This is a genomic window from Streptomyces sp. NPDC104106 (genome assembly GCF_055584345.1).
In genome coordinates this window covers 290,566-311,797 of record NZ_JBVJMF010000011.1, presented here as the reverse complement: position 1 = coordinate 311,797, position 21,232 = coordinate 290,566, and the positions used below count along the sequence as shown (strand labels likewise).

19 protein-coding genes are annotated in these 21,232 nt (G+C 73.2%); 16 read left to right on the top strand and 3 right to left on the bottom strand.

Annotation, left to right across the window (positions count from 1 at the left end):
* Nucleotides 1-266: 266 nt before the first annotated feature.
* Complete coding sequence (locus ACZ60X_RS26250; protein WP_469603068.1) at nucleotides 267-602, top strand: hypothetical protein; 336 nt, start codon at nucleotides 267-269, stop codon at nucleotides 600-602.
* A 167-nt stretch (nucleotides 603-769) separates the two neighbouring features.
* Here ACZ60X_RS26250 and ACZ60X_RS26245 read toward each other — a convergent pair whose 3' ends face one another.
* Nucleotides 770-1,162 carry a pyridoxamine 5'-phosphate oxidase family protein gene (locus tag ACZ60X_RS26245; RefSeq protein ID WP_469603065.1) on the bottom strand — a complete coding sequence of 131 codons (393 nt, stop codon included), beginning with the start codon at nucleotides 1,160-1,162 and terminating at the stop codon, nucleotides 770-772.
* A gap of 118 nt (nucleotides 1,163-1,280) precedes the next feature.
* On the opposite strand from ACZ60X_RS26245, the gene clpB reads away from it, so the two are divergent.
* Nucleotides 1,281-3,878, top strand: coding sequence for an ATP-dependent chaperone ClpB (clpB, locus tag ACZ60X_RS26240; protein ID WP_469603062.1), 2,598 nt, complete (start codon nucleotides 1,281-1,283; stop codon nucleotides 3,876-3,878).
* Between the two features lie 117 nt (nucleotides 3,879-3,995).
* Nucleotides 3,996-4,547, top strand: coding sequence for a type III secretion system chaperone family protein (locus tag ACZ60X_RS26235; protein ID WP_469603058.1), 552 nt, complete (start codon nucleotides 3,996-3,998; stop codon nucleotides 4,545-4,547).
* Between the two features lie 24 nt (nucleotides 4,548-4,571).
* Here the strand turns inward: ACZ60X_RS26235 and ACZ60X_RS26230 are convergent, their stop codons facing one another.
* Nucleotides 4,572-5,747: a hypothetical protein gene (locus ACZ60X_RS26230; RefSeq protein WP_469603055.1), complete on the bottom strand. Its 1,176-nt coding sequence runs from the start codon at nucleotides 5,745-5,747 to the stop codon at nucleotides 4,572-4,574.
* A gap of 103 nt (nucleotides 5,748-5,850) precedes the next feature.
* Complete coding sequence (locus ACZ60X_RS26225) at nucleotides 5,851-7,035, bottom strand: pyridoxal phosphate-dependent aminotransferase (protein ID WP_469603052.1); 1,185 nt, start codon at nucleotides 7,033-7,035, stop codon at nucleotides 5,851-5,853.
* 786 nt (nucleotides 7,036-7,821) lie between these two features.
* Here ACZ60X_RS26225 and ACZ60X_RS26220 point away from each other — a divergent pair.
* The 13 genes from ACZ60X_RS26220 (at nucleotide 7,822) to ACZ60X_RS26160 (ending at nucleotide 21,225) form a co-directional block, all read left to right on the top strand.
* Nucleotides 7,822-8,343, top strand: a complete 522-nt coding sequence (locus ACZ60X_RS26220) for a DUF2617 family protein (RefSeq protein ID WP_469603049.1) — start codon at nucleotides 7,822-7,824, stop codon at nucleotides 8,341-8,343.
* An 80-nt stretch (nucleotides 8,344-8,423) separates the two neighbouring features.
* Nucleotides 8,424-10,064, top strand: a complete 1,641-nt coding sequence (locus tag ACZ60X_RS26215; RefSeq protein WP_469603046.1) for a polyamine aminopropyltransferase — start codon at nucleotides 8,424-8,426, stop codon at nucleotides 10,062-10,064.
* A gap of 54 nt (nucleotides 10,065-10,118) precedes the next feature.
* The gene (locus tag ACZ60X_RS26210; RefSeq protein ID WP_469603043.1) at nucleotides 10,119-10,859 is read left to right on the top strand and encodes an SRPBCC family protein; all 741 of its coding nucleotides are present in this window, start codon (nucleotides 10,119-10,121) and stop codon (nucleotides 10,857-10,859) included.
* 27 nt (nucleotides 10,860-10,886) lie between these two features.
* Nucleotides 10,887-11,675: an aldose epimerase family protein gene (locus ACZ60X_RS26205; RefSeq protein WP_469603040.1), complete on the top strand. Its 789-nt coding sequence runs from the start codon at nucleotides 10,887-10,889 to the stop codon at nucleotides 11,673-11,675.
* A 10-nt stretch (nucleotides 11,676-11,685) separates the two neighbouring features.
* The gene (gene pyrE / locus ACZ60X_RS26200; protein WP_469603037.1) at nucleotides 11,686-12,234 is read left to right on the top strand and encodes an orotate phosphoribosyltransferase; all 549 of its coding nucleotides are present in this window, start codon (nucleotides 11,686-11,688) and stop codon (nucleotides 12,232-12,234) included.
* Between the two features lie 163 nt (nucleotides 12,235-12,397).
* Complete coding sequence (gene fbaA, locus ACZ60X_RS26195) at nucleotides 12,398-13,420, top strand: class II fructose-bisphosphate aldolase (protein WP_469603035.1); 1,023 nt, start codon at nucleotides 12,398-12,400, stop codon at nucleotides 13,418-13,420.
* Between the two features lie 69 nt (nucleotides 13,421-13,489).
* Nucleotides 13,490-14,944, top strand: a complete 1,455-nt coding sequence (locus tag ACZ60X_RS26190) for an MFS transporter (protein ID WP_469603032.1) — start codon at nucleotides 13,490-13,492, stop codon at nucleotides 14,942-14,944.
* 73 nt (nucleotides 14,945-15,017) lie between these two features.
* A complete protein-coding gene (locus tag ACZ60X_RS26185) occupies nucleotides 15,018-15,431 on the top strand; it encodes a DUF3151 domain-containing protein (RefSeq protein ID WP_469603029.1) in 414 nt (137 codons plus the stop codon).
* A 150-nt stretch (nucleotides 15,432-15,581) separates the two neighbouring features.
* The gene (locus ACZ60X_RS26180) at nucleotides 15,582-16,427 is read left to right on the top strand and encodes a tryptophan 2,3-dioxygenase family protein (RefSeq protein ID WP_469603026.1); all 846 of its coding nucleotides are present in this window, start codon (nucleotides 15,582-15,584) and stop codon (nucleotides 16,425-16,427) included.
* The gene (gene kynU, locus ACZ60X_RS26175; protein WP_469603024.1) at nucleotides 16,420-17,646 is read left to right on the top strand and encodes a kynureninase; all 1,227 of its coding nucleotides are present in this window, start codon (nucleotides 16,420-16,422) and stop codon (nucleotides 17,644-17,646) included. The genes ACZ60X_RS26180 and kynU overlap by 8 nt, the downstream gene beginning before the upstream one ends.
* A gap of 185 nt (nucleotides 17,647-17,831) precedes the next feature.
* On the top strand, nucleotides 17,832-18,731 hold the full coding sequence (locus ACZ60X_RS26170; protein ID WP_469603022.1) for an alpha/beta hydrolase: 900 nt from the start codon (nucleotides 17,832-17,834) through the stop codon (nucleotides 18,729-18,731).
* A 162-nt stretch (nucleotides 18,732-18,893) separates the two neighbouring features.
* Nucleotides 18,894-19,964, top strand: coding sequence for an alpha/beta hydrolase (locus ACZ60X_RS26165; protein WP_469603019.1), 1,071 nt, complete (start codon nucleotides 18,894-18,896; stop codon nucleotides 19,962-19,964).
* A gap of 91 nt (nucleotides 19,965-20,055) precedes the next feature.
* Nucleotides 20,056-21,225 (top strand): acyltransferase family protein, encoded by a 1,170-nt coding sequence (locus ACZ60X_RS26160; RefSeq protein WP_469603121.1) that lies wholly within the window; start codon nucleotides 20,056-20,058, stop codon nucleotides 21,223-21,225.
* The last annotated feature ends 7 nt before the right edge of the window (nucleotides 21,226-21,232 follow it).

Genomic DNA, 21,232 nt, shown 5'->3' with positions numbered 1-21,232 from the left:
CGTGCCCGAATGAGCCATCGTCGTACCTGACGGGGGAAAAGGGGACCTTCAAGTGAGGACGAAGCCGGACATGCGCAAGAGAATGCTTCGCTCGGTGCTTGTAGCCGCTTTCTCCGCCATAGCGATCGCGAGCGCGTGGAGCGGCTTGTCCGAGGCGAACGGGGACGTTCGGGCGAACACCGGGTGGCCGGCCGCGGCGGCGACTGTCGCCGCCGAAGGCAACACCAATGGACCTGCCTCGACGACCGATGGAGCCGGGAGCTGACGTGACCACTCCACCCGACGACCGATCCTTCCGCCGCGAAATGGCCACCGCCTACCGCTCCGGCTGGCACTTCATCGATCTGGTCACCGCCATCCCCCACAGTGGTGACTCGCTGATGGTGACCGTGTTCGGTGAGCCGGTCGTCGTGACGCGGGACGAGGACGGGGACGTGCGGGCGTACCGGTGTCTGCGCAAGCCGCGCGGCGCCCCTCAGCCGGTGCGCTGTGCCATCCGGTACGGAATGATCTTTGTGAACCTGGACCAGCGTGACCACCGGCTTGCCGAGCCGACGGACCACGATCTGCGAACCATCTCGGCCACCCCCCGCAGTGCCTGACGCGATTCCCCCGTCGTAAAAGATCGCTCAGGTGCTTCCCCCCGCAGCGGCGTCACCGTGACCTGAACACGGTGACGCCGCTGTCGTTTGTGGCGACATATCAGGATATGGGTGCGCTCGCACGGTGGCCGAAAATATTCGTTCAGGTGCCCCTTGTGCCTGTGCCGTCACCCGTGCCCCAGCGTCCGCCGCACCTCGATCTCGATCACCACGCGCGCCGGATTCGGCCCCGGTGTCCGCTCGTAGCGCTCGGCGTAGCGCCGTACCGCCTCCGCGACCCGCTCCGGCTCCGTGCGCACCCGCGCCCGCCCCTCCAGCGTGGCCCAGCGCCGGCCGTCCACCTGGCACACCGCCACCCGGGCGCCCTCCGGACCGGCCGCGCGCACATGCCGCACCTTCGCGCTGGAGCCGTTGGTGATGATCCGGGCCAGCGCGGCCTCGGCGTCGTACGTCACCCCGACCGGCACCACGTGCGGGCTGCCGTCGGGCCGGAGCGTGGTCAGCGTGCACAGGTGCCGTTCGCGCCAGAACGCCAGGTACTCCTCAGGGTGTCTCGTCATGCCCGCAACCTAGTCCCGTCCGCGGCCCGGAACAGTGACTTGAGCGGAATAGACTCAACTTTGTGTACGCTGGGTAAGTCAGCAGTGGAAGAGAGTCGCGCAGGAGGAGAACGGACACGTGGACGCCGAGCTGACCAACAGGAGCCGGGACGCGATCAACGCGGCAAGCAACCGGGCCGTGACCGAGGGACACCCGGACCTCACCCCCGCTCATCTGCTGCTGGCTCTGCTCCAGGGCCAGGACAACGAGAACATCACCGACCTGCTCGCGGCCGTCGACGCCGACCAGGCCGCCGTGCGCTCCGGGGCCGAGAAGATCCTCGCCTCGCTGCCCAGCGTGGCCGGATCCACCGTCGCGCCGCCGCAGCCCAACCGCGAGCTGCTGGCCGCCCTCGCGGACGCCGGCGAGCGCGCGAAGGAACTCGGCGACGAGTACCTGTCCACCGAGCACCTGCTCATCGGCATCGCCGCCAAGGGCGGCCGGATCGCCGAGGTGCTCCAGCACCAGGGCGCCGACGCCGGGAAGCTGCTGGAGGCCTTCAGGAAGGCCAGGGGAGGGCGCCGCGTGACCACCGCCGATCCGGAGGGCCAGTACAAGGCGCTGGAGAAGTTCGGCACCGACTTCACCGCCGCCGCCCGCGAGGGCCGGCTCGACCCGGTCATCGGGCGGGACCAGGAGATCCGGCGGGTGGTGCAGGTGCTGTCCCGCCGCACCAAGAACAACCCCGTCCTCATCGGCGAGCCCGGTGTGGGCAAGACGGCCGTCGTGGAAGGGCTGGCCCAGCGGATCGTCAAGGGGGACGTCCCCGAGTCGCTGAAGGACAAGCGGCTCGTCGCGCTCGACCTCGGCGCGATGGTCGCCGGTGCCAAGTACCGCGGCGAGTTCGAGGAGCGGCTGAAGGCCGTGCTCGCCGAGATCAAGGACTCCGACGGGCAGATCATCACCTTCATCGACGAGCTGCACACGGTCGTGGGGGCCGGCGCGGGCGGTGACTCCGCCATGGACGCGGGGAACATGCTCAAGCCCATGCTCGCCCGCGGTGAGCTGCGCATGGTCGGCGCCACCACCCTGGACGAGTACCGCGAGCGCATCGAGAAGGACCCGGCGCTGGAGCGGCGCTTCCAGCAGGTGCTGGTCGCCGAGCCGACCGTCGAGGACACCATCGCCATCCTGCGCGGCCTCAAGGGGCGCTACGAGGCCCACCACAAGGTGCAGATCGCCGACAGCGCCCTGGTGGCCGCCGCCACCCTCTCCGACCGGTACATCACCTCCCGTTTCCTGCCCGACAAGGCCATCGACCTCGTCGACGAGGCGGCCTCCCGGCTGCGCATGGAGATCGACTCCTCGCCCGTCGAGATCGACGAACTCCAGCGCGCCGTCGACCGGTTGAAGATGGAGGAGCTGGCGATCGCCAAGGAGACCGACCCGGCCTCCGTCGCCCGCCTGGAGAAGCTGCGCCGCGACCTCGCCGACAAGGAGGAGGAGCTGCGGGGCCTCACCGCCCGCTGGGAGAAGGAGAAGCAGTCCCTCAACCGGGTAGGTGAGCTGAAGGAGCGCCTGGACTCCCTGCGCGGCCAGGCCGAACGCGCCCAGCGCGACGGCGACTTCGACCGCGCGGCCAAGCTCCTGTACGGCGAGATCCCGCAGCTGGAGAAGGAACTGGAGGCCGCCTCCGAGGCCGAGGAGGAGGCCGCCAGGGACACGATGGTCAAGGAGGAGGTCGGCTCCGACGACATCGCCGACGTCGTCGCCGCCTGGACCGGCATCCCCGCCGGCCGCCTGATGGAGGGCGAGACGCAGAAGCTGCTGCGCATGGAGGAGGAGATCGGCAAGCGGCTCATCGGGCAGGGCGAGGCCGTGCGCGCGGTCAGCGACGCCGTACGGCGCTCGCGGGCCGGGATCGCCGACCCCGACCGGCCCACCGGGTCGTTCCTCTTCCTCGGCCCGACCGGTGTCGGCAAGACCGAACTCGCCAAGGCGCTCGCCGACTTCCTCTTCGACGACGAGCGGGCCATGGTCCGCATCGACATGTCGGAGTACGGCGAGAAGCACAGCGTGGCCCGGCTGGTCGGCGCCCCTCCCGGCTACGTCGGCTACGAGGAGGGCGGCCAGCTGACGGAGGCCGTGCGCAGGCGGCCGTACAGCGTCGTGCTCCTGGACGAGGTGGAGAAGGCCCACCCCGAGGTCTTCGACGTCCTGCTCCAGGTCCTGGACGACGGCCGGCTCACCGACGGCCAGGGCCGTACGGTCGACTTCCGCAACACCATCCTGGTGCTGACCTCCAACCTGGGCAGCCAGTACCTGATCGACCCGATCACCAGCGAGGCGGAGAAGAAGGAGCAGGTCCTGGAGGTCGTCCGGGCCTCCTTCAAGCCGGAGTTCCTCAACCGGCTGGACGACCTGGTGGTCTTCTCGGCGCTGACCACGCCCGAGCTGGAGCGGATCGCCCAGCTCCAGATCGACCGGCTGGGCAGGCGGCTCGCCGAGCGCCGGCTCACCCTGGAGGTCACCCCTCAGGCGCTGGCCTGGCTCGCCGTGGAGGGCAACGACCCGGCGTACGGCGCCCGGCCGCTGCGCCGCCTGGTGCAGAGCGCCATCGGCGACCGGCTCGCCCGGGAGATCCTCTCCGGCGAGATCAAGGACGGCGACACGGTCCGCGTGGACCGCTTCGGCGAGGGCCTGCTGGTGGGCCCGGCCACCGGCAAGACGCTGTAGCCGGGGTACGCGCGCAGGGCCCCGTGCCGGCCTACGGCTGACACGGGGCCGACGGGGCTTGCCACCCCCCTCCCCGCATGGGGGAGGATGGCGGCATCCAATGAAGGGAAAATCACGGTGAGCATCGACCCGTCCTCGATTCCGAACTTCGGGGGCCAGCCCGACCCGCAGCCCCAGGGACCGGCGGGCCCCGTCCTTCCGGATCAGGACCTCGTGAAGCAGCTCCTCGACCAGATGGAGCTGAAGTACGTCGTCGACGAGGAGGGTGACCTCGCGGCTCCGTGGGAGCAGTTCCGCACGTACTTCATGTTCCGCGGGGAGGCCGAACAGGCGGTCTTCTCGGTGCGGACCTTCTACGACCGCCCCCACAAGATCGACGAGAAGCCGCAGCTGCTGGAGTCGGTGGACGACTGGAACCGCCGCACGCTGTGGCCCAAGGTCTACACCCACACCCACGACGACGGCACCGTCCGCCTCATCGGCGAGGCGCAGATGCTGATCGGCACGGGCGTCGACATCAACCACTTCGTCTCCTCGACGGTCAGCTGGGTGCGGGCCGCGATCGAGTTCGACAAGTGGCTGGTCGAGCAGCTCGGCCTGGAGCAGGAGATCGACCAGACGGACGGCTCCGGCCCGGACTCCGGCTCCGGGGACGAAGAGGGGCAGTAGCCCGTCCGGGGCCCGGTACGGCCCCTACAGCGGCGCGTGCGCGTACAGCAGCAGGTACGCGCCGTAGAGATAGCTGAACCCGGCCAGGGTCGCGACCAGCACGGTGGCGTGCCAGGGCCGGGTTCTCGCCATGTGGGCCAGGCCCCGGGCGAGCGGCAGCAGCAGCGGGAACGCCGGCAGCAGGAACCGCGGCTTGGACTCGAAGAAGCCCGACCCGCCGAGCGCGACCACCAGCAGCACCCCGCTGTACACGAGCAGCGGCAGGGGTGTGCGGTCGAGCAGCAGCAGCGCGTACAGCACCGTCCCGGCCGCCACGATCAGCAGCGCCATCGGGAACACGAACCGGCTGCCGTGCGCCAGCATCAGGTGCACGAAGTGCAGCGAGCCGCGGCCGAAGTCGAACGTCGACCCCCACGCCCGCTGGACATCGAAGTAGCCGCCCAGCGGATCGCGCTCGCGCATGCCGACCCAGAGCACGTACGCCGTCCAGCCCAGCGGGGCGAGCGCCGCGCCCGTCCACAGCCTGTGGGAAACTCCGGACAGTTCCCCGCGGCGCCGCCAGACCTCGGCCCCGGCCGCGGCAAGGACGGCGGCGGCGACCGCGAACCCGTTCGGCCGGGCCAGCCCCGCGAGCGCCGCGAGCGTGCCCGCCCACAGCCAGTTCCCGGCCAGCAGCGCGTACAGCGACCAGGCCGCGAGCGCGGCCAGCACCGGCTCGGTGTACGCCATCGACAGCACCACCGAGTGCGGCAGCAGCCCCCACAGCAGCACCAGCGCGATCCCGGCCGGCCGCCCCTGCAGCCGGGCGCCGACGGCGTAGATCCCGGCGGCGGCCACCGTGGCGGCGGTCCAGGAGACCAGCAGCCCGGCGGGCTCCCCGTCCAGCGGAAACACCGCCGTCAGCGTCCGCAGCAGCGCCGGATAGAGCGGGAAGAACGCGAGGTCGCTGTGGACGCCCGAGGCGCTGGAGGGCAGGTTGTGGCCGTAGCCGCGGGTGGCCACGGCCAGGTACCACACGGAGTCCCAGGACCGCCCGAGCAGCGTGAGCGGGTGGCGGCCGGTGCTCAGCGCGACGAGCGTGAGCACGGCCGAGCCGGCGAGCCGGGCGCCGAGGAACAGACCTACGGCGACGAGGGGCTGCGCCGGCCTGGCCGGGGCGAGGGCGCTGGTGATGGCGCGGGCGGGGCTGGCGGTGGTCACATCTGAGCACCATGCGCGACGGTGGGGTGCGCTCGTGCGGTGACGCGCCGTTGTCCGGTGTGCCGTCGCCCGTCTGCGGGTCGTGTGCGAGTGCGCGCGCCCCTCACATGGCGCGCAGTCGCTGCGCCGCCTCCCGCAGCACCTCCTCCTTCTTGCAGAACGCGAACCGCACGAAGGGGGCTCCGGCCTCCCGGTCGTCGTAGAACACGGCGTTGGGGATGGCCACCACCCCGGCCCGCTCCGGCAGCGCCCGGCAGAAGGCGAAGCCGTCCTTCTCGCCGAGGGGGCGGATGTCGGTGGTGATGAAGTAGGTGCCGGCGGGGGCGAAGACCTTCAGGCCGGCCGCCGTGAGGCCCTGCGCGAGGATGTCGCGGCGCGCCCGCATGCCGCGGCGGAAGTCCTCGAAGTAGGAGCCGGGCAGGGCGAGGGCCTCGGCGACCGCGTACTGGAAGGGGCCGGAGGCGACGTACGTCAGGAACTGCTTCACCGAGCGGACCGCGGTGACCAGTTCCGGCGAGCCCGTCACCCAGCCGACCTTCCAGCCGGTGAAGGAGAACGTCTTGCCGGCCGAGCCGATGGTGACCGTGCGCTCGCGCATGCCGGGGAAGGTGGCGAGCGGCACGTGCTCGGCGTCGTCGAAGACCAGGTGCTCGTAGACCTCGTCCGTCACCACCAGCAGGTCGCGCTCGACCGCCAGCTCGGCGATCGCGGCCAGCTCCGCGCGCGTGAGGACCGTGCCGGTCGGGTTGTGCGGGGTGTTGACCAGCAGCAGGCGGGTGCGGGCGGTGACGGCCGCGCGCAGCTCGTCCAGGTCGAGGCGGAAGCCGCCGCTGTCGGGGCGCAGGGTCACCGGTACCCGGCGGCCGCCCGCGAGCGCGATGCTCGCCGCGTACGAGTCGTAGTACGGCTCCAGGGCCACGACCTCGTCGCCCGGCTCGACCAGCGCCAGCAGGCTCGCCGCGATCGCCTCCGTCGCGCCCGCCGTCACCAGCACCTCGGTATCGGGGTCGTACGACAGCCCGTAGCGGCGCTGCTGGTGCGCGGCGACCGCGGTGCGCAGCTCGGGGATGCCCGGCCCCGGCGGGTACTGGTTGCCGCGGCCCTCGCGCAGCGCCCGTACGGCGGCCTCCCGGACCTCCTCGGGACCGTCGGTGTCGGGGAAGCCCTGCCCGAGGTTGATCGAACCGGTCGCCGTGGCCAGGGCGGACATCTCGGCGAAGATCGTCGTGCCGAACTCGGCCAGTCGTCGGTTGAGGTGGGGGCGCGCGGTGGAGGTCATGCCGGTCATCCTGCGCCCAAGCTCTCAAGTTCCTCAACTCTGCTTTGAGCCCTCCGGCGGCCGGGCATCTCCCGGTCACCGCGGTCCACGGGGGGCCGCTTCGGGGGAACGGAAGGAGGGTGACGCCGTGGTTGCGGGCATCATCTTCATCCTGGTCGTGAGCGCGATCGTGGTCCTGACGGCGCGGGCGGGCCGCGCCGGGAACGGGCGGCGTGCGGTGTCGCTCCGCAAGGGCGGCGCCGGCGCGTCCCGGTCCGGGTCCCGCTCCCGGACGTCCCGCTCGTCGTCCGCGTCGGGGGCGTTCGGGGGCGGCGGCGCCAGCTGGTGGGCCGGCGACTCGGGGTCGTCGTCGGGCTCGTCCCCGGACAGCCCTGGGGGACACCACGGAGGGCATCACGGCGGGCACCACTCGTGCGGCGGCGGGCACCACTCGTGCGGGGGCGGCCACTCCTGCGGGGGCGGCCACGGCTGCGGCGGCGGATGCGGGGGAGGCAGCTGACACGGGGCGCTTGAGCTTCTCACGGGCGCCCGCCGGCGAAGGCAACCGGCGGGCGCCAGGCCGTGGTTGGCGCGCGCCCGGCGCACGCCATGGTTGAACAGTTGAACTGTGGAGCCCTCTGAGGGATGGAAACCCCACGAAGTTGGGTAAAAACGCTGTGGCGGCCCCTCTGTTCATGATTCCCTCTAAATCGCCAACGCAGCCCCTCGGACGTCCCGCAGACTCCCTCCTCCGGCCGGGCCGGCTGGGCTGACATGGCCGATCTCCCCCTCTTCGTGCGTTAGCGGAGCCGATCCATGCTCACGACCCTGAACACCTCCTACACCGATACGCGCGCCGCCGACCTCGCCTGGGCCCTGGGACGCGAGCCGCTGCCCGCTCTGGCCACCCTCGACCTCGAACTTGCCGGTGCGAAGCTCCAGTTGAGACTTCTCGGCGCGTCCCATCAGGTGCTGCTGGAGGAGGAGCGCGGCAACTGCTCGGAGACGGTCGCGTGCATCCCCGGCTCCAGCACCCCGCTGCCGCTCGGCGTCGCCAAGCGCGTCGGCGACTGGGAGTACGAGTTCGCCGCCCGCGTCGAACTGCTCACGCCCGGCTCGTTCGCGGGCCGCGCCCAGGAGTTGCTCGCCCTCGTCTCCGACCATCCGCACGGTCTCGCGGGCGTCTTCCCGGGCAGCCCGCACGCCTTCACCGCGATGCTGGCCCAGCGCCACGAGGGCCAGGTGCACTGGCGGACCTGGCACGCCTACCCGCAGGACGGCCAGTTGGTGGCCACCCGCACCCGCGTCGGCGCCCGGGTGTCGGCGCCCGCCGCATAAACCCCCACGGCCTCAACAGGGCTCCAGATCCACACGTGTGGGTGACGAAGCGTGCCGTGTGCGTGACGTAACGTCGCACCGTGATCGAACCGCACGCCCCCGCGCCGCCGGGGGCCCCGCCCCGCTGGACAGGCCCCGCCCGGCTGCCCGTGCGGCCCGGGACCGGGCGGTTCCTGGTCCTCGTGTGCGTCTTCGTCTGCGCGGCCTGCGGACTCGTGTACGAACTCGAACTCGTCGCGTTCGCCTCGTACTTGATCGGCGACTCGGTCACCCAGTCCTCCGTCGTCCTCTCCGTCATGGTGTTCGCGATGGGCATCGGCTCGCTGGGCGCCAAGCGGCTGCGCTGGCACGCGGCCGCCGGGTTCGGCGCGATCGAGACCGTGCTCGCGCTGGTCGGCGGGTGCAGTGCGATGGCGCTGTACGCCGTCTTCGCCTGGACCGGCGGCTGGGGCGGGGTGTGGGCCGACGGCCCGCGCTGCCTGCTGGTCGCCTTCTCGCTCGCCATCGGCCTGCTCATCGGGGCCGAGGTGCCGCTGCTGATGGAGCTGATCCAGCGCATCCGGCGGCAGGACGCGGGCGGCGCGGTCGCCGACCTGTTCGCCGCGGACTACGTGGGCGCGCTGGTCGGCGGCCTCGCCTTCCCCTTCCTGCTGCTGCCGTTCCTGGGCCAGTTGACGGGCGCGCTGGTCACCGGCACGGTCAACGTCGTGGCGGGCGGCGCCCTGGTCCTCGGCCTCTTCCGCCGCGACCTGTCCCGCCGGGCCCGCTGGACCCTGCTCCTCGTCGGCCTGGTCGTGCTCGGCGTCCTCGCCTGTGCCGCCGCCCTCGCCGGCGACTTCGAGCGCGCCGCCCGGCACGCCGTCTACGGCAAGGACGTCCGGGTCGCCGTGCAGACCGGCGTCCAGGAGGTCGTCCTGGCCGGCGGCACCGACGGCAAGCCCCTCGACCTCTTCCTCGACGGCCGGCTCCGCGTCGGCGGCCGCGACGAACGCCGCTACCACGAGGCCCTCGTCCACCCGGCCCTGGCCGGCGGCGCCCACGCGTGCGTGCTCATCCTCGGCGGCGGCGACGGCATGGCCGCCCGCGAGGCGCTGGGCGAGCGCGGGGTGCGCCGCGTCGACCTCGTGGAGATCGACCCCGGCCTGGTCCGGCTGGCCCGCCACGACCCCGCACTCGCCGCCGTCAACGGCCACGCCTACGCCGACCCCCGCCTCCACGTCGTCACCGCCGACGCCTTCGGCTGGCTGCGCGGGGCGCCGCCCGGGGCGTACGACGTCGTGATCGCCGACCTGCCCGACCCCCGCATCACCGCCAGCACGAAGCTGTACTCCCAGGAGTTCTACGGCCTCGCCCGCCGCGTCCTCGCCCCCGGCGGACGGCTCGTCGTGCACGCCGGACCGGTCACCGCCCGCCCCCGCGTCTTCTGGACGGTCGCCGCGACCCTGCGCGCCGCGGGCTTCGCCGTCTCCCCGTACCGGGTCCTCGGCCACGACTGCGGCTTCGCCGCCGGCCCCGACCGCTCGGCCGGCGCCTCCCGCGCCCCGCACGACTGGGGCTTCCTGCTGGCCGCCCCGGCCCCCGCCGCGCCGCCGCCGCTGCGCCTGGGCCCCGTCCGGCTGCGCACCCTGACCCAGGCCGGCCTGACGGCGGACGGGGCGGCGGCCGAGCGGACCCGGATACCGGGACTGCCCGCGTCCACCCTGGTCCGTCCGCGGTACTGACCGGTCGGTCGCGTGAGGGTACGTTCCGGCGACCGCTGGGTAGGCTCAGCGGACATGAGGCACCAGGTCTTCGTTCCGGTCCCCGCCGAGCGACTGCGCGCCGCGCTGGGCGACCCCGCGCGCGTCGCCCGCGCGATCCCCGGCCTGCAGCAGGACGCCGGTGCCGATCCCGTCGCCGGCCGTCTGAAGCTGCGCGTCGGCGGCCACTCCGTCACCTACCGGGGAACGGTACGGATCACGCCCGGCGCGGGCGGCGGGTACGGCGTCACGGGCGACGCCACCGAGGCCCGCGGCACCGGCATCGTGAAACTCGCCCTGACCCTGCGCCTCGCGGACACCGAGGGCGGCACGACGGTCACGGCCGAGGGCACGGCGGACGCCTCCGGCCGGATCACGGAACTCCCGGCGGACGCGGTGAGTTCGGCGGCGGCGCGCCTGCTGAACCGGTTCGTGGAGAACCTGGCGGAGGAGCAGGAGCAGGAGCAGGCGGAGGGGGAGCGGGCGGAGCAGGAGGCGCACACCTCGGTCCACGACACCGAGGTGCCCCCCTCCTCCCTGGAGCCGGACTTCACCGACACCGGCGAACCCCCCGCCGAGGCCGCGCACGCGCGCCGCACGATGATCGGCCGCAGCGCCGAGGAGGTCGACCACGCCCCGCCCCGAGGCCGCTACGCCCCGGTCCCCGCCCCCCAGACGGTCGTCGGCACCCAGGTCCTGCGCTGGGCGGCCCCGGCGGCGGCGCTGGCACTGGCGTCGGCGATCGTCGTGACGAGGGCGCTGCGCAGACGGCGGTAGCGCGATCTCCCCCAGTACTGTCGTGCCGTGAGTAACGAAGACATCACGCTGACAGCGGGCGACGCGGAGGTACGCCTCAGCCCCGCCCACGGTGGCCGCGTCACCAGCCTCAAGGTCGACTCCCTCGAACTGCTCCGCCAGGGGGACCGCTTCGGGTGCTTCCCGATGGTCCCCTGGTGCGGCCGGATCAAGGAGGGCCGCTTCCTGGACGGCGGCACCGTCCGCCAGATGCCGCTGAACTCCCCGCCGCACGCCATCCACGGCACCGCCCGCGACGGCGCCTGGCGCACCGCGCGCGTCTGCGGGAACGAGGCCGTCATCACGTACGACCTGGTCGACCCCTGGCCGCACCCCGGCCGCGTCACGCAGGTCGTCACGCTCGGTGCCGACAGCCTGACCCTGACGATGTCGGTGGAGGCGCGGGACGACTCCTTCCCGGCGCAGATCGGCTGGCACCCGTGGTTCCAGCGCAACCTCGGCGGCCAGGACGTGACGCTCGACTTCAAGCCCGCCTGGCAGGAGGAGCGCGGCGGCGACCACCTGCCGACCGGCAACCGGATCGACCCGAAGCCGGGTCCCTGGGACGACTGCTTCGGCATGCCGGACGGCGTCGACGTCACCCTCACCTGGCCGGGGCAGCTGGAGCTGAAGGTGGCCGCCCGCGAGGAGTGGGTCGTCGTCTACGACGAGCAGGCCGAGGCCGTCTGCGTGGAGCCGCAGACCGGCCCGCCCAACGGCCTGAACACCCTCCCGCGCCTGGTCACCCCGCTGGAACCGCTGGAGGCGACGACGACCTGGAGCTGGCGGCGCCTCTAAGCTGGTCGGCATGACGGACGTACGCGGCGCGCTGCTGCAGCAGATCAAGGACAAGGCCGTGGTGCACGGCAAGGTGACGCTCTCCTCGGGCCTGGAGGCCGACTACTACGTCGACCTGCGCCGCGTCACCCTCGACGGCGAGGCCGCCCCGCTGGTCGGCCAGGTCCTGCTGGATCTGACGGCCGACCTCCGGTTCGACGCGGTCGGCGGGCTGACCATGGGCGCCGACCCGGTCGCGGCGGCCATGCTGCACGCCGCCGCGGCGCGCGGGAAGCGGCTCGACGCGTTCGTCGTGCGCAAGGCGGCCAAGGCGCACGGCATGCAGCGGCGGGTCGAGGGCCCGGACATCGCCGGCCGCCGCGTGCTCGTGGTCGAGGACACCTCCACCACGGGCGGCTCCCCGCTGACCGCCGTCGAGGCCGTGCGCGAGGCGGGCGCCGAGGTCGTCGCCGTCGCCACGATCGTGGACCGGGCGACCGGCGCCGCCGAGAAGATCGAGGCCGGCGCGGGCGTTCCGTACCGGTTCGCCTTCTCGAAGGATGAACTGGGTCTGGACTGACCGGGCGGTTCGACCTGGACTTGGGGGGACCGGGCCGGTACTCGGCCGGGCGCCGACCATCCCGCCCTGTCTGGAAAGATGGGGACGACGATGACGTCACCCCCAAGGTCTAGGTCAGGGCCGTAACGCAGAACCTCTCACCCGCAACACAAGGAGCGGACAGATGCCCATCGCAACCCCCGAGGTCTACAACGAGATGCTCGACCGGGCGAAGGCAGGCAAGTTCGCCTACCCGGCCATCAACGTCACCTCGTCGCAGACCCTGAACGCGGCGCTGCGCGGTTTCGCGGAGGCGGAGAGCGACGGCATCGTCCAGATCTCCACGGGTGGTGCCGAGTTCCTCGGCGGCCAGTACAGCAAGGACATGGTGACCGGTGCTGTCGCCCTCGCCGAGTACGCGCACATCCTCGCCGAGAAGTACCCGGTCAACATCGCCCTGCACACCGACCACTGCCCCAAGGACAAGCTCGACGGGTACGTGCGTCCGCTGATCGCGATCTCCGAGGAGCGCGTGAAGGCCGGCCGCAACCCGCTCTTCCAGTCGCACATGTGGGACGGCTCCGCCGAGACCCTCGCCGACAACCTCGCCATCGCCCAGGAACTGCTGGCGCGCGCCCACGCCGCCAAGATCATCCTGGAGGTGGAGATCACCCCGACCGGCGGTGAGGAGGACGGCGTCTCGCACGAGATCAACGACGAGCTGTACACCACGGTCGACGACGCCATCCGCACCGCCGAGGCCCTGGGCCTGGGCGAGAAGGGCCGCTACCTGCTGGCCGCGTCCTTCGGCAACGTGCACGGCGTCTACAAGCCGGGCAACGTCGTGCTCCGCCCCGAGCTGCTGAAGGAGCTGAGCGAGGGCGTCGCCGCCAAGTTCGGCAAGCAGTCCCCGTTCGACTTCGTCTTCCACGGCGGTTCCGGCTCCACCGAGCAGGAGATCCAGACCGCGCTGGAGAACGGCGTCGTGAAGATGAACCTGGACACCGACACCCAGTACGCCTTCACCCGTCCGGTCGCCGGCCACATGTTCGCGAACTACGACGGCGTCCTGAAGGTCGACGGCGAGGTCGGCAACAAGAAGGCCTACGACCCGCGCACCTGGGGCAAGCTGGCCGAGGCGTCGATGGCCGCGCGTGTCGTCGAGGCGACGCGGAACCTGCGCTCGGCGGGCAACAAGATCAAGTAAGCGGCACGTCCGCTCCACGGCGGGCCCGGCGGCTGTCCAAGCCGCCGGGCCCGTTGTATACCTGGACGGGTGCCCGACATCCGGCTGGCCTCGCCCCGGGGCAAGTGGATCCTGCTCACCACGGTCCTCGGCTCCAGCATGGCCCTGCTGGACTCGACCGTCGTCAACGTCGCGCTGCCACGCATCGGCCGTGACCTCGGCGCGAGTCTCGGCGCGCTGCAGTGGACGGTCAACGCCTACATGGTCACGCTGGCCGGGCTGATCCTGCTGGGCGGTTCGCTCGGCGACCACTACGGGCGCCGGAAGGTCTTCGTGCTGGGCGTGGTGTGGTTCGCCGTCGCGTCCCTGCTGTGCGGCCTCGCGCCGAACGCCGGCACGCTGATCGCCTCGCGGGCGCTGCAGGGCATCGGGGGAGCGCTGCTCACGCCCGGTTCGCTCGCGCTGATCCAGGCCTCCTTCCACCCCGACGACCGCAGCCGCGCCGTCGGCCTGTGGTCCGGCTTCGGCGGCATCGGCGCGGCCGTCGGCCCGTTCCTCGGCGGCTGGCTGGTCAGCGGTCCCGGCTGGCGCTGGGTGTTCCTGCTGAACGTGCCGCTGGCGCTGCTGTGCGTACCGGTCGCCCTGCGGCACGTCCCGGAGTCGAGGGACGGCGGCGCGCACGCCCGCTTCGACGTCCTGGGCGCGGTGCTGGGCGCGCTGGCCCTGGCCCTGCTGACGTACGCGCTGATCGAGGCGAGGGCGGGCTCGGTGGCGGTGGCGCTGACCGGGGCGGCCGGTGTGGCGGCGGCGGTGGCCTTCGTCCACGTCGAGCGGCACCGCCCGGACCCGATGCTCCCGCCGGACATCTTCGCCTCGCGCCAGTTCACGGCCGTCAACCTGGTCACCCTGTGCGTGTACGCGGCGTTCGGCGGCTTCTTCTTCCTGGTGGCGCTCCAGCTCCAGGTGGTGGCGGGCTACTCGCCGCTCACGGCCGGTACGGCCCTGCTGCCGACGACCGTCCTGATGCTGCTGTTCTCGGCCCGCTCCGGTGCCCTGGCCGACCGCACGGGTCCGCGCGCGCCCCTGACGGCCGGCCCGCTGGTGTGCGCGGCGGCGATGCTGCTGATGCTGCGGGTCGGGCCGCACGCCTCGTACCTCACGGACGTCCTGCCCGCCGTGCTGGTCATGGGCGTCGGCATGGTCACCCTGGTCGCTCCCCTGACGGCGACGGTCCTCGCCTCCGTGGACACCGCCCGGGCGGGCCTGGCCAGCGGCGTCAACAACGCGGCGGCGCGGGCGGCGGGCCTGGTCGCGGTCGCGGCTCTGCCGTTGCTGGCGGGGATGGGGCCGGATGCCTATCGGGTGCCGTCGGCTTTCGATGCGGCGTTCCGGCGGGCGATGCCGGTCTGCGCGGGGACGCTGCTGTTGGGTTCGGTGCTGGCTTTCGCGCTGGTCCGCCGGCCGGCCCCGGACTGCCGTCATCCGGAATGCCGGACCCACGGGAGCGTGACGGCGCCGCCGCTGGAGGGGGAGAGCCGGGGGTAGCCCGCGGCTGTGAGCACGGGGCGCGGTGCCCACCCGGCAGCGGCTGTCGGACCCCCGTAGCACACTGGACCCCATGACGATTCACCAGAACCTCCTCGGCGGCCCGCCCCCGACCCACCTCCCCGACGACCCGGAGCCCCGCGAACTCCTCGCGAACGGCACCGCCCCCGCGGACGTCGCCGCCAAGTACCCCACCTCCTCCCTCGCCTGGGCCCAGCTGGCCGACGAGGCGTTCGAGCGCGGCGCGGTCGTGGAGTCGTACGCCTACGCCCGTACGGGCTACCACCGGGGCCTCGACGCGCTGCGCCGCAGCGGCTGGAAGGGGCACGGCCCGGTGCCGTGGGAGCACGAGCCCAACCGCGGCTTCCTGCGCGCCCTGCACGCGCTCGCCCGCGCCGCGCAGGCGATCGGCGAGCAGGAGGAGTACGAGCGCTGCTCGCAGTTCCTGAAGGACTCCTCCGCGACGGCCGCCCAGACCCTGGGCTGACGCTCCCCCGAGCGGTCGGTGTGGCCCGTCCGGCAACGGGCGGGCCTTGCCGTACGGGAGTCGATTGCGGAGGATGCCGGTGGGGACCGGGGCCCCCGTGCCGGAATCGGCAGGGGCGGACCGCTACCCGGAGTACAACAGGAGACAGCGATGTCCCAACAGGCTCACCCCCACGAGGCCGCTGAGCCCGAGACCCCGCATCTCGATTTCCAGGGCACCACGCCGTACGAGGACTACGTGCGCGCGGACGTCCTCACCCACCTCCAGCACACCCTCTCCGACGATCCCGGCGAGATGGTCTTCCTGGTGACGACCCAGGTCATGGAGCTGTGGTTCACGGTGATCGTGCACGAGTGGGAGACGGCGGCGAACGCCCTGCGCTCGGACGACGTACCGACCGCGATCGCCGCGCTGAAGCGTTCGGTGCGCGAGCTGGAGGCCCTGAACGCCTCCTGGACCCCGCTCGCCCAGCTCACCCCCGCCCAGTTCAACTCCTACCGCTCCGCCCTCGGCGAGGGCTCCGGATTCCAGTCGGCGATGTACCGGCGCCTGGAGTTCCTGCTCGGCGAGAAGTCCGCGTCCATGCTCGTCCCGCACCGCGGTGCCCCCCGCGCCCACGCGGAACTGGAGAAGGCGCTGCACGAGCCGAGCCTGTACGACGAGGTGCTGCGCCTGCTGGCCCGCCGCGGCCACGCGATCCCCGCCTCCGTCCTGCACCGGGACGTCTGCGAGCGCTACGAGCCCTCCGACCGGGTCGAACAGGCCTGGGCGGCGATCTACTCCGGCGACCCGGACGACGAACTCGCCCGGCTGGGCGAGGCGTTGACCGACGTCGCCGAACTGGTGTGGCGCTGGCGCAACGACCACCTGGTCGCCACCCGCCGCGCGATGGGCGCCAAGCCCGGCACGGGCGGCTCGGCCGGGGTGGCCTGGCTGGAGAAGCGCGCCCGCAAGAACGTGTTCCCCGAGCTGTGGACGGCGAGGTCCCATGTCTGAGGCGCTCGACGTGTCCGGGCAGGTGCTGGAAGCCCACGAGCTGCAGGCCCGGGAGCTGGACGCGGCGGACGAGCTGGCGCCGCTCAGGGACCGCTTCGTCCTCGACGACGTGGTGTACCTGGACGGGAACTCGCTCGGCGCGCTCCCGGCGCACGTCCCCGACCGGGTGGCGGACGTGGTCCGCCGCCAGTGGGGCGAGCTGCGCATCCGGTCCTGGGACGAGAGCGGCTGGTGGACCGCGCCCGAGCGGATCGGCGACATGATCGCCCCGCTGGTCGGCGCGGCGCCGGGGCAGATCGTGGTCGGGGACTCCACCAGCGTCAACGTCTTCAAGGCGCTGGTGGCGGCGGTGCGGATGGCGGACGCGGCGGGCGGGGGCCGCACGGAGATCCTGGTCGACGCCACCACCTTCCCCACGGACGGCTACATCGCCGGGTCCGCGGCCCGGCTGACCGGCCGCACGCTGCGCCTGGTGACCCCGGCGCAGGTGCCGCGGGCCCTGAGCGGCCGCACGGCGGCGGTCCTGCTGAACCACGTGGACTACCGGACCGGCCGCCTGCACGACCTGCCGGGGCTGACCGCGGCGATCCACGCGGCCGGCGCCCTCGCCGTCTGGGACCTGTGCCACAGCGCGGGCGCGCTGCCGGTCGGACTGGACGAGCACGGGGTCGACCTGGCGGTCGGCTGCACCTACAAGTACCTGAACGGCGGCCCGGGTTCACCGGCGTACCTCTACGTCCGCCAGGAGCACCAGCCCCGCTTCGACTCCCCGCTGCCCGGCTGGAACTCCCACGCCGAGCCCTTCGGCATGAGCCCGTCGTACACCCCGGCGCCCGGCGCGCTCCGCGGCCGCGTGGGCACGCCGGACATCCTGTCCATGCTGGCCCTGGAGGCCGCCCTGGAGGTCTGGGACGGCGTCCGCGTCAGCGCGGTCCGCGCGAAGTCCCTCGCCCTGACGGACTTCTTCCTGCGCTGCGTGCGGGCGTACACCGAGCCGGGGCGCGTCGAGTGCGTGACCCCCGAGCGTCACGCGGAGCGCGGCAGCCAGGTCGCGCTGCGCTGCCCGGACGCGGGCGAGGTGATGAAACGCCTGATCAGCAGGGGTGTCGTGGGCGACTTCCGGCATCCGGACGTGCTCCGGTTCGGCTTCACGCCGCTGTACGTCGGCTTCGCCGAGACGGAGCGGGCGGCGCGGATCCTCGCGGAGGAACTGGCGTAGCGGGCTTCGCGGAGCGGGCGGGGAAGGGCGGAGGGCTGTCCGAAAGGCCCTTCCCCTCACCCTGCGTGACGACCCCATGTCCGCGCACGTCACGGGCCTGATACCGTCCCCGCCAACGGTGAGCGCACAGTTCACCGCCTGGTCCGCCACACGCCAAACCCGTTCCATCACTGAGAGGTTGGAGCATGCCGGACGACGCCGCAGCAGCCCGCGCCGCCGCCGAAGAGGAGTCGGCCTTCTCGCACCCCCCGGTCGACCCCGACGTCAGCTCCGCGTACGGCGACCACCCCGACCAGGTGATCGACTTCTACGCGCCGCGGTCCGCCGGTCCCGGCGGCATCGCCCCTGTGGTGGTGGTCCTGCACGGCGGCGCCTGGCGGGCCCGGTACGACCGCAGGCACATCACGCCCTTCGCGGACTACCTGTCCCGTAGGGGTTTCGCGGTGGCGAACGTCGAGTACCGGCGCGGCGGCGAGCCCTCGTCCCCGATCCCCGGGCAGAACACGGCCGAGGCCACCCCGCCGGCCGGCCGCTGGCCGGAGACCTTCGACGACGTGGCGGCCGCGCTGGACGCCCTGCCGGACCTCGTCCGTACGGCACTGCCGGGGGCCGACCCGCGTCGCACGGTGCTGACGGGCCACTCGGCGGGCGGCCACCTGGCGCTGTGGGCGGCGGCCCGGCACGTCCTCCCCGCCGGCTCCCCCTGGCGCACGGCGGGCCCGGCGGTCCTGCGCGGTGTCGTCGCGCTCGCCCCGATCGCGGACTTCGACGTGGCGGAGAAACTGGACGTGTGCGGCAACGCGAGCCTGCAACTGCTCGGCGGCCACGACACGTTCGCCGAGCGCCGCCCGCACGCCGACCCCGTCCTGCTCCTGCCGACGGGCATCGCGACGACGCTGGTCCAGGGCCGCGCGGACCTGGTCGTACCGCAGGCGGTGGCCGAGTCGTACGCGGACGCGGCGGCGAAGGCGGGGGAGGTGGTGGGCCTGACGCTGCTGCAGGACGTGGGCCACTTCCCGCTGATCGACCCGGCGGCCGACGCGTGTGCGGTGGTGGCGGAGGAGATCGCCCAACTGGCCTGGTGAGGGGGCGGGTTCTGCCCCTGGGGGGACGCCCCGGTCATACCCGTAATACCTGAGAGCTACCCCGAAGGACCGCTCTCAGGCGGGACGCCGACGACAGGCCCCGATCCATAACTTCCTTGCCAGGAACGCCCGATGGCCGGGCTTTCTGAAAGGAAGCCGACCATGGGGCAGTCCCCGCGCACCACACACCCGCAGCGGCCCACGGCGCCTGCCTGTGCGCAGGGCCGCCCGCACGCGACGGCGAAGCCGAGGCGGCGGCTGGCGCCTCCCAGGCGCCGCGGGCGCTGGCGGCGCGCCCTCCTCGCCGCCCTCCTCACCACCGCCATCGCGGCCCCCCTCTCCGCCGCGACCACCCACCCCCACATCCCCGCTCCGCGCCCCGCCGCGCTCCCCGCCCTCACGGCGAGCACCCTCCGGACGACCTACGCGGCCAACCGCGCCGACGCCACCGAGGCGGCGCGGATGGCGGCGGCGGACGGCGACACCCGGCGCGCCGCCGCCGACCGCGCCCTCGCCTCCCCCGCCCGTATGCTCCTCACCTTCGACGGCCGAGGCGCCGGCCAGGCCACGGAGGTGCTCGGGGACCTCGCCCACGCCGACGACATCGCCGTCCTGGTCCCCGGCTCGGACACCTCCCTGGACACCTACGCCCGCTTCCACAAGGCCGCCGCGGCCCTCTACGCCGACCTCACCCACCGCGTCTCCCACGGCACCCGCGCCGCCGTCGTCGCCTGGCTCGGCTACGCGACCCCGGCCACGGTCAGCACCACGGTCACCACGACCACCCGCGCCGACGAAGCCGCCCCCCACCTGCGCGCCTTCGTACGCGACCTGCGCGCGGCGGCCAAGCCCGGCGCCCGCCTCTCCCTGCTCTGCCACTCCTACGGCTCGGTCGTCTGCGGTCGCGCCGCCCCCGGCCTGGACGCCGACGCCATCGCCCTCGTCGGCAGCCCCGGCACCGGCGCGGACTCCGCCGCCGCCCTGCACACCCGCGCCCGCGTCTGGGCCGCCCGCGGCAGCGGCGACTGGATCGCCCACGTCCCGCACACCAGCGTCCACCTCTTCGGCACCACGATCGGCTTCGGCACCGACCCCGTCTCCCGCGCCTTCGGCGCCCGGGTCTTCGACGCCGGCGACGCCCAGCACAGCGGCTACTTCACCCCGGGCTCGGCCGCCCTCGCCAACCTGGCCCGGATCACCCTCGGCGAGACCTCGGAGGTCACCCGTGCCTGAGCCCGCCGTACTCCACCCCCGCCAGGACCCCACCCGCCGCTCTCGCAGCCACCCCCTGCGCCCGCTTCGCGGCCTCCACCCCCTCCACGCCCTGCGCCGTGGCGCCCACCGCGTCGACTCCGTCACGCCCGCCGACCGGGACCGCGCGGTCGACGCCCTGCGGGCCTTCGCCATCCTCGGCGTCGTCCTGGGCCACTGGCTGGTGACCGCGCTGGTCGCCAAGGACGGCGGCCTGCACACCACCAGCCCGCTCCAGCACATGCCGTGGCTGGCCCCGATCTCCTGGCTGTTCCAGACCCTGGCCGTGTTCTTCCTGGTCGGCGGGCTGGTGGCGACCCGCGGCCTCGCGTCCTCCCGCGCGGGGGGCGAGAGATACGGCACCTGGCTGCGCGCCCGCATGACCCGCCTGCTGCGTCCGGTGGCCGCGCTGCTGTGCCTGTGGGCGGTGACCGCCACGGCCCTGCTCCTCACCGGCACCCCGCCGGCCACGATCGAGGCCCTGGTCAAACTGGCCGTCTCACCCCTGTGGTTCCTGCTGGTCTTCGCCGCCCTGACGGCGGCCACCCCGCTCCTCACCCGCCTCAACCCCCTCTGGCCGCTGGCCGTCGTGCTCCACGTCGACCTCCTCCGCTTCGGCCTCCACCTCGGCCCCTCCTGGCTCGCCTGGCTCAACCTCCCGGCGGGCTGGCTCGTGCCGTACACCCTGGGCGCGGCCTGGTCCCGCGGCGAGCCGGACAGCCGCCGCGCCGCCTGGGTCCTGTTCCTCGGCGGTACGACGGCCACGGCCCTGCTCGTCTGCTTCGCGGGCTACCCGGCGTCGATGGTCGGCGTCCCCGGCGCGAAGATCTCCAACCTCGACCCGCCGACGCTCGCGGCCGTCACCTTCGGACTGGCGCAGTGCGGGCTGGCCCTGCTCCTGCGCGACCGGCTGCGCCGCGCGATGGCGCGCCCGCTGCTCTGGTCGGCGGTGGCCCTCGTCAACCTCTCGGCGATGACGATCTACCTGTGGCACCAGACGGCCATGATGGCCACGACGGCGACAGGACTGACGGCCGGCCGCCTGCCCGGTCTGCACACCGCGCCCGACTCGCTGGAGTGGGTGACGTACCGGCTCGCCTGGCTCCCCGTCTTCGCGCTGGTCCTGGCCGTGTTCTGGACGGCCTTCCGGCACCACGAACAGGGCCCGCGCCGCTCCCGGAACCGCCCGTCGCACGTGGTCCGCCGCCACCTGCCTCCGGCGAAGGCCCCCCGCAGTGCCTAGGGTTGTC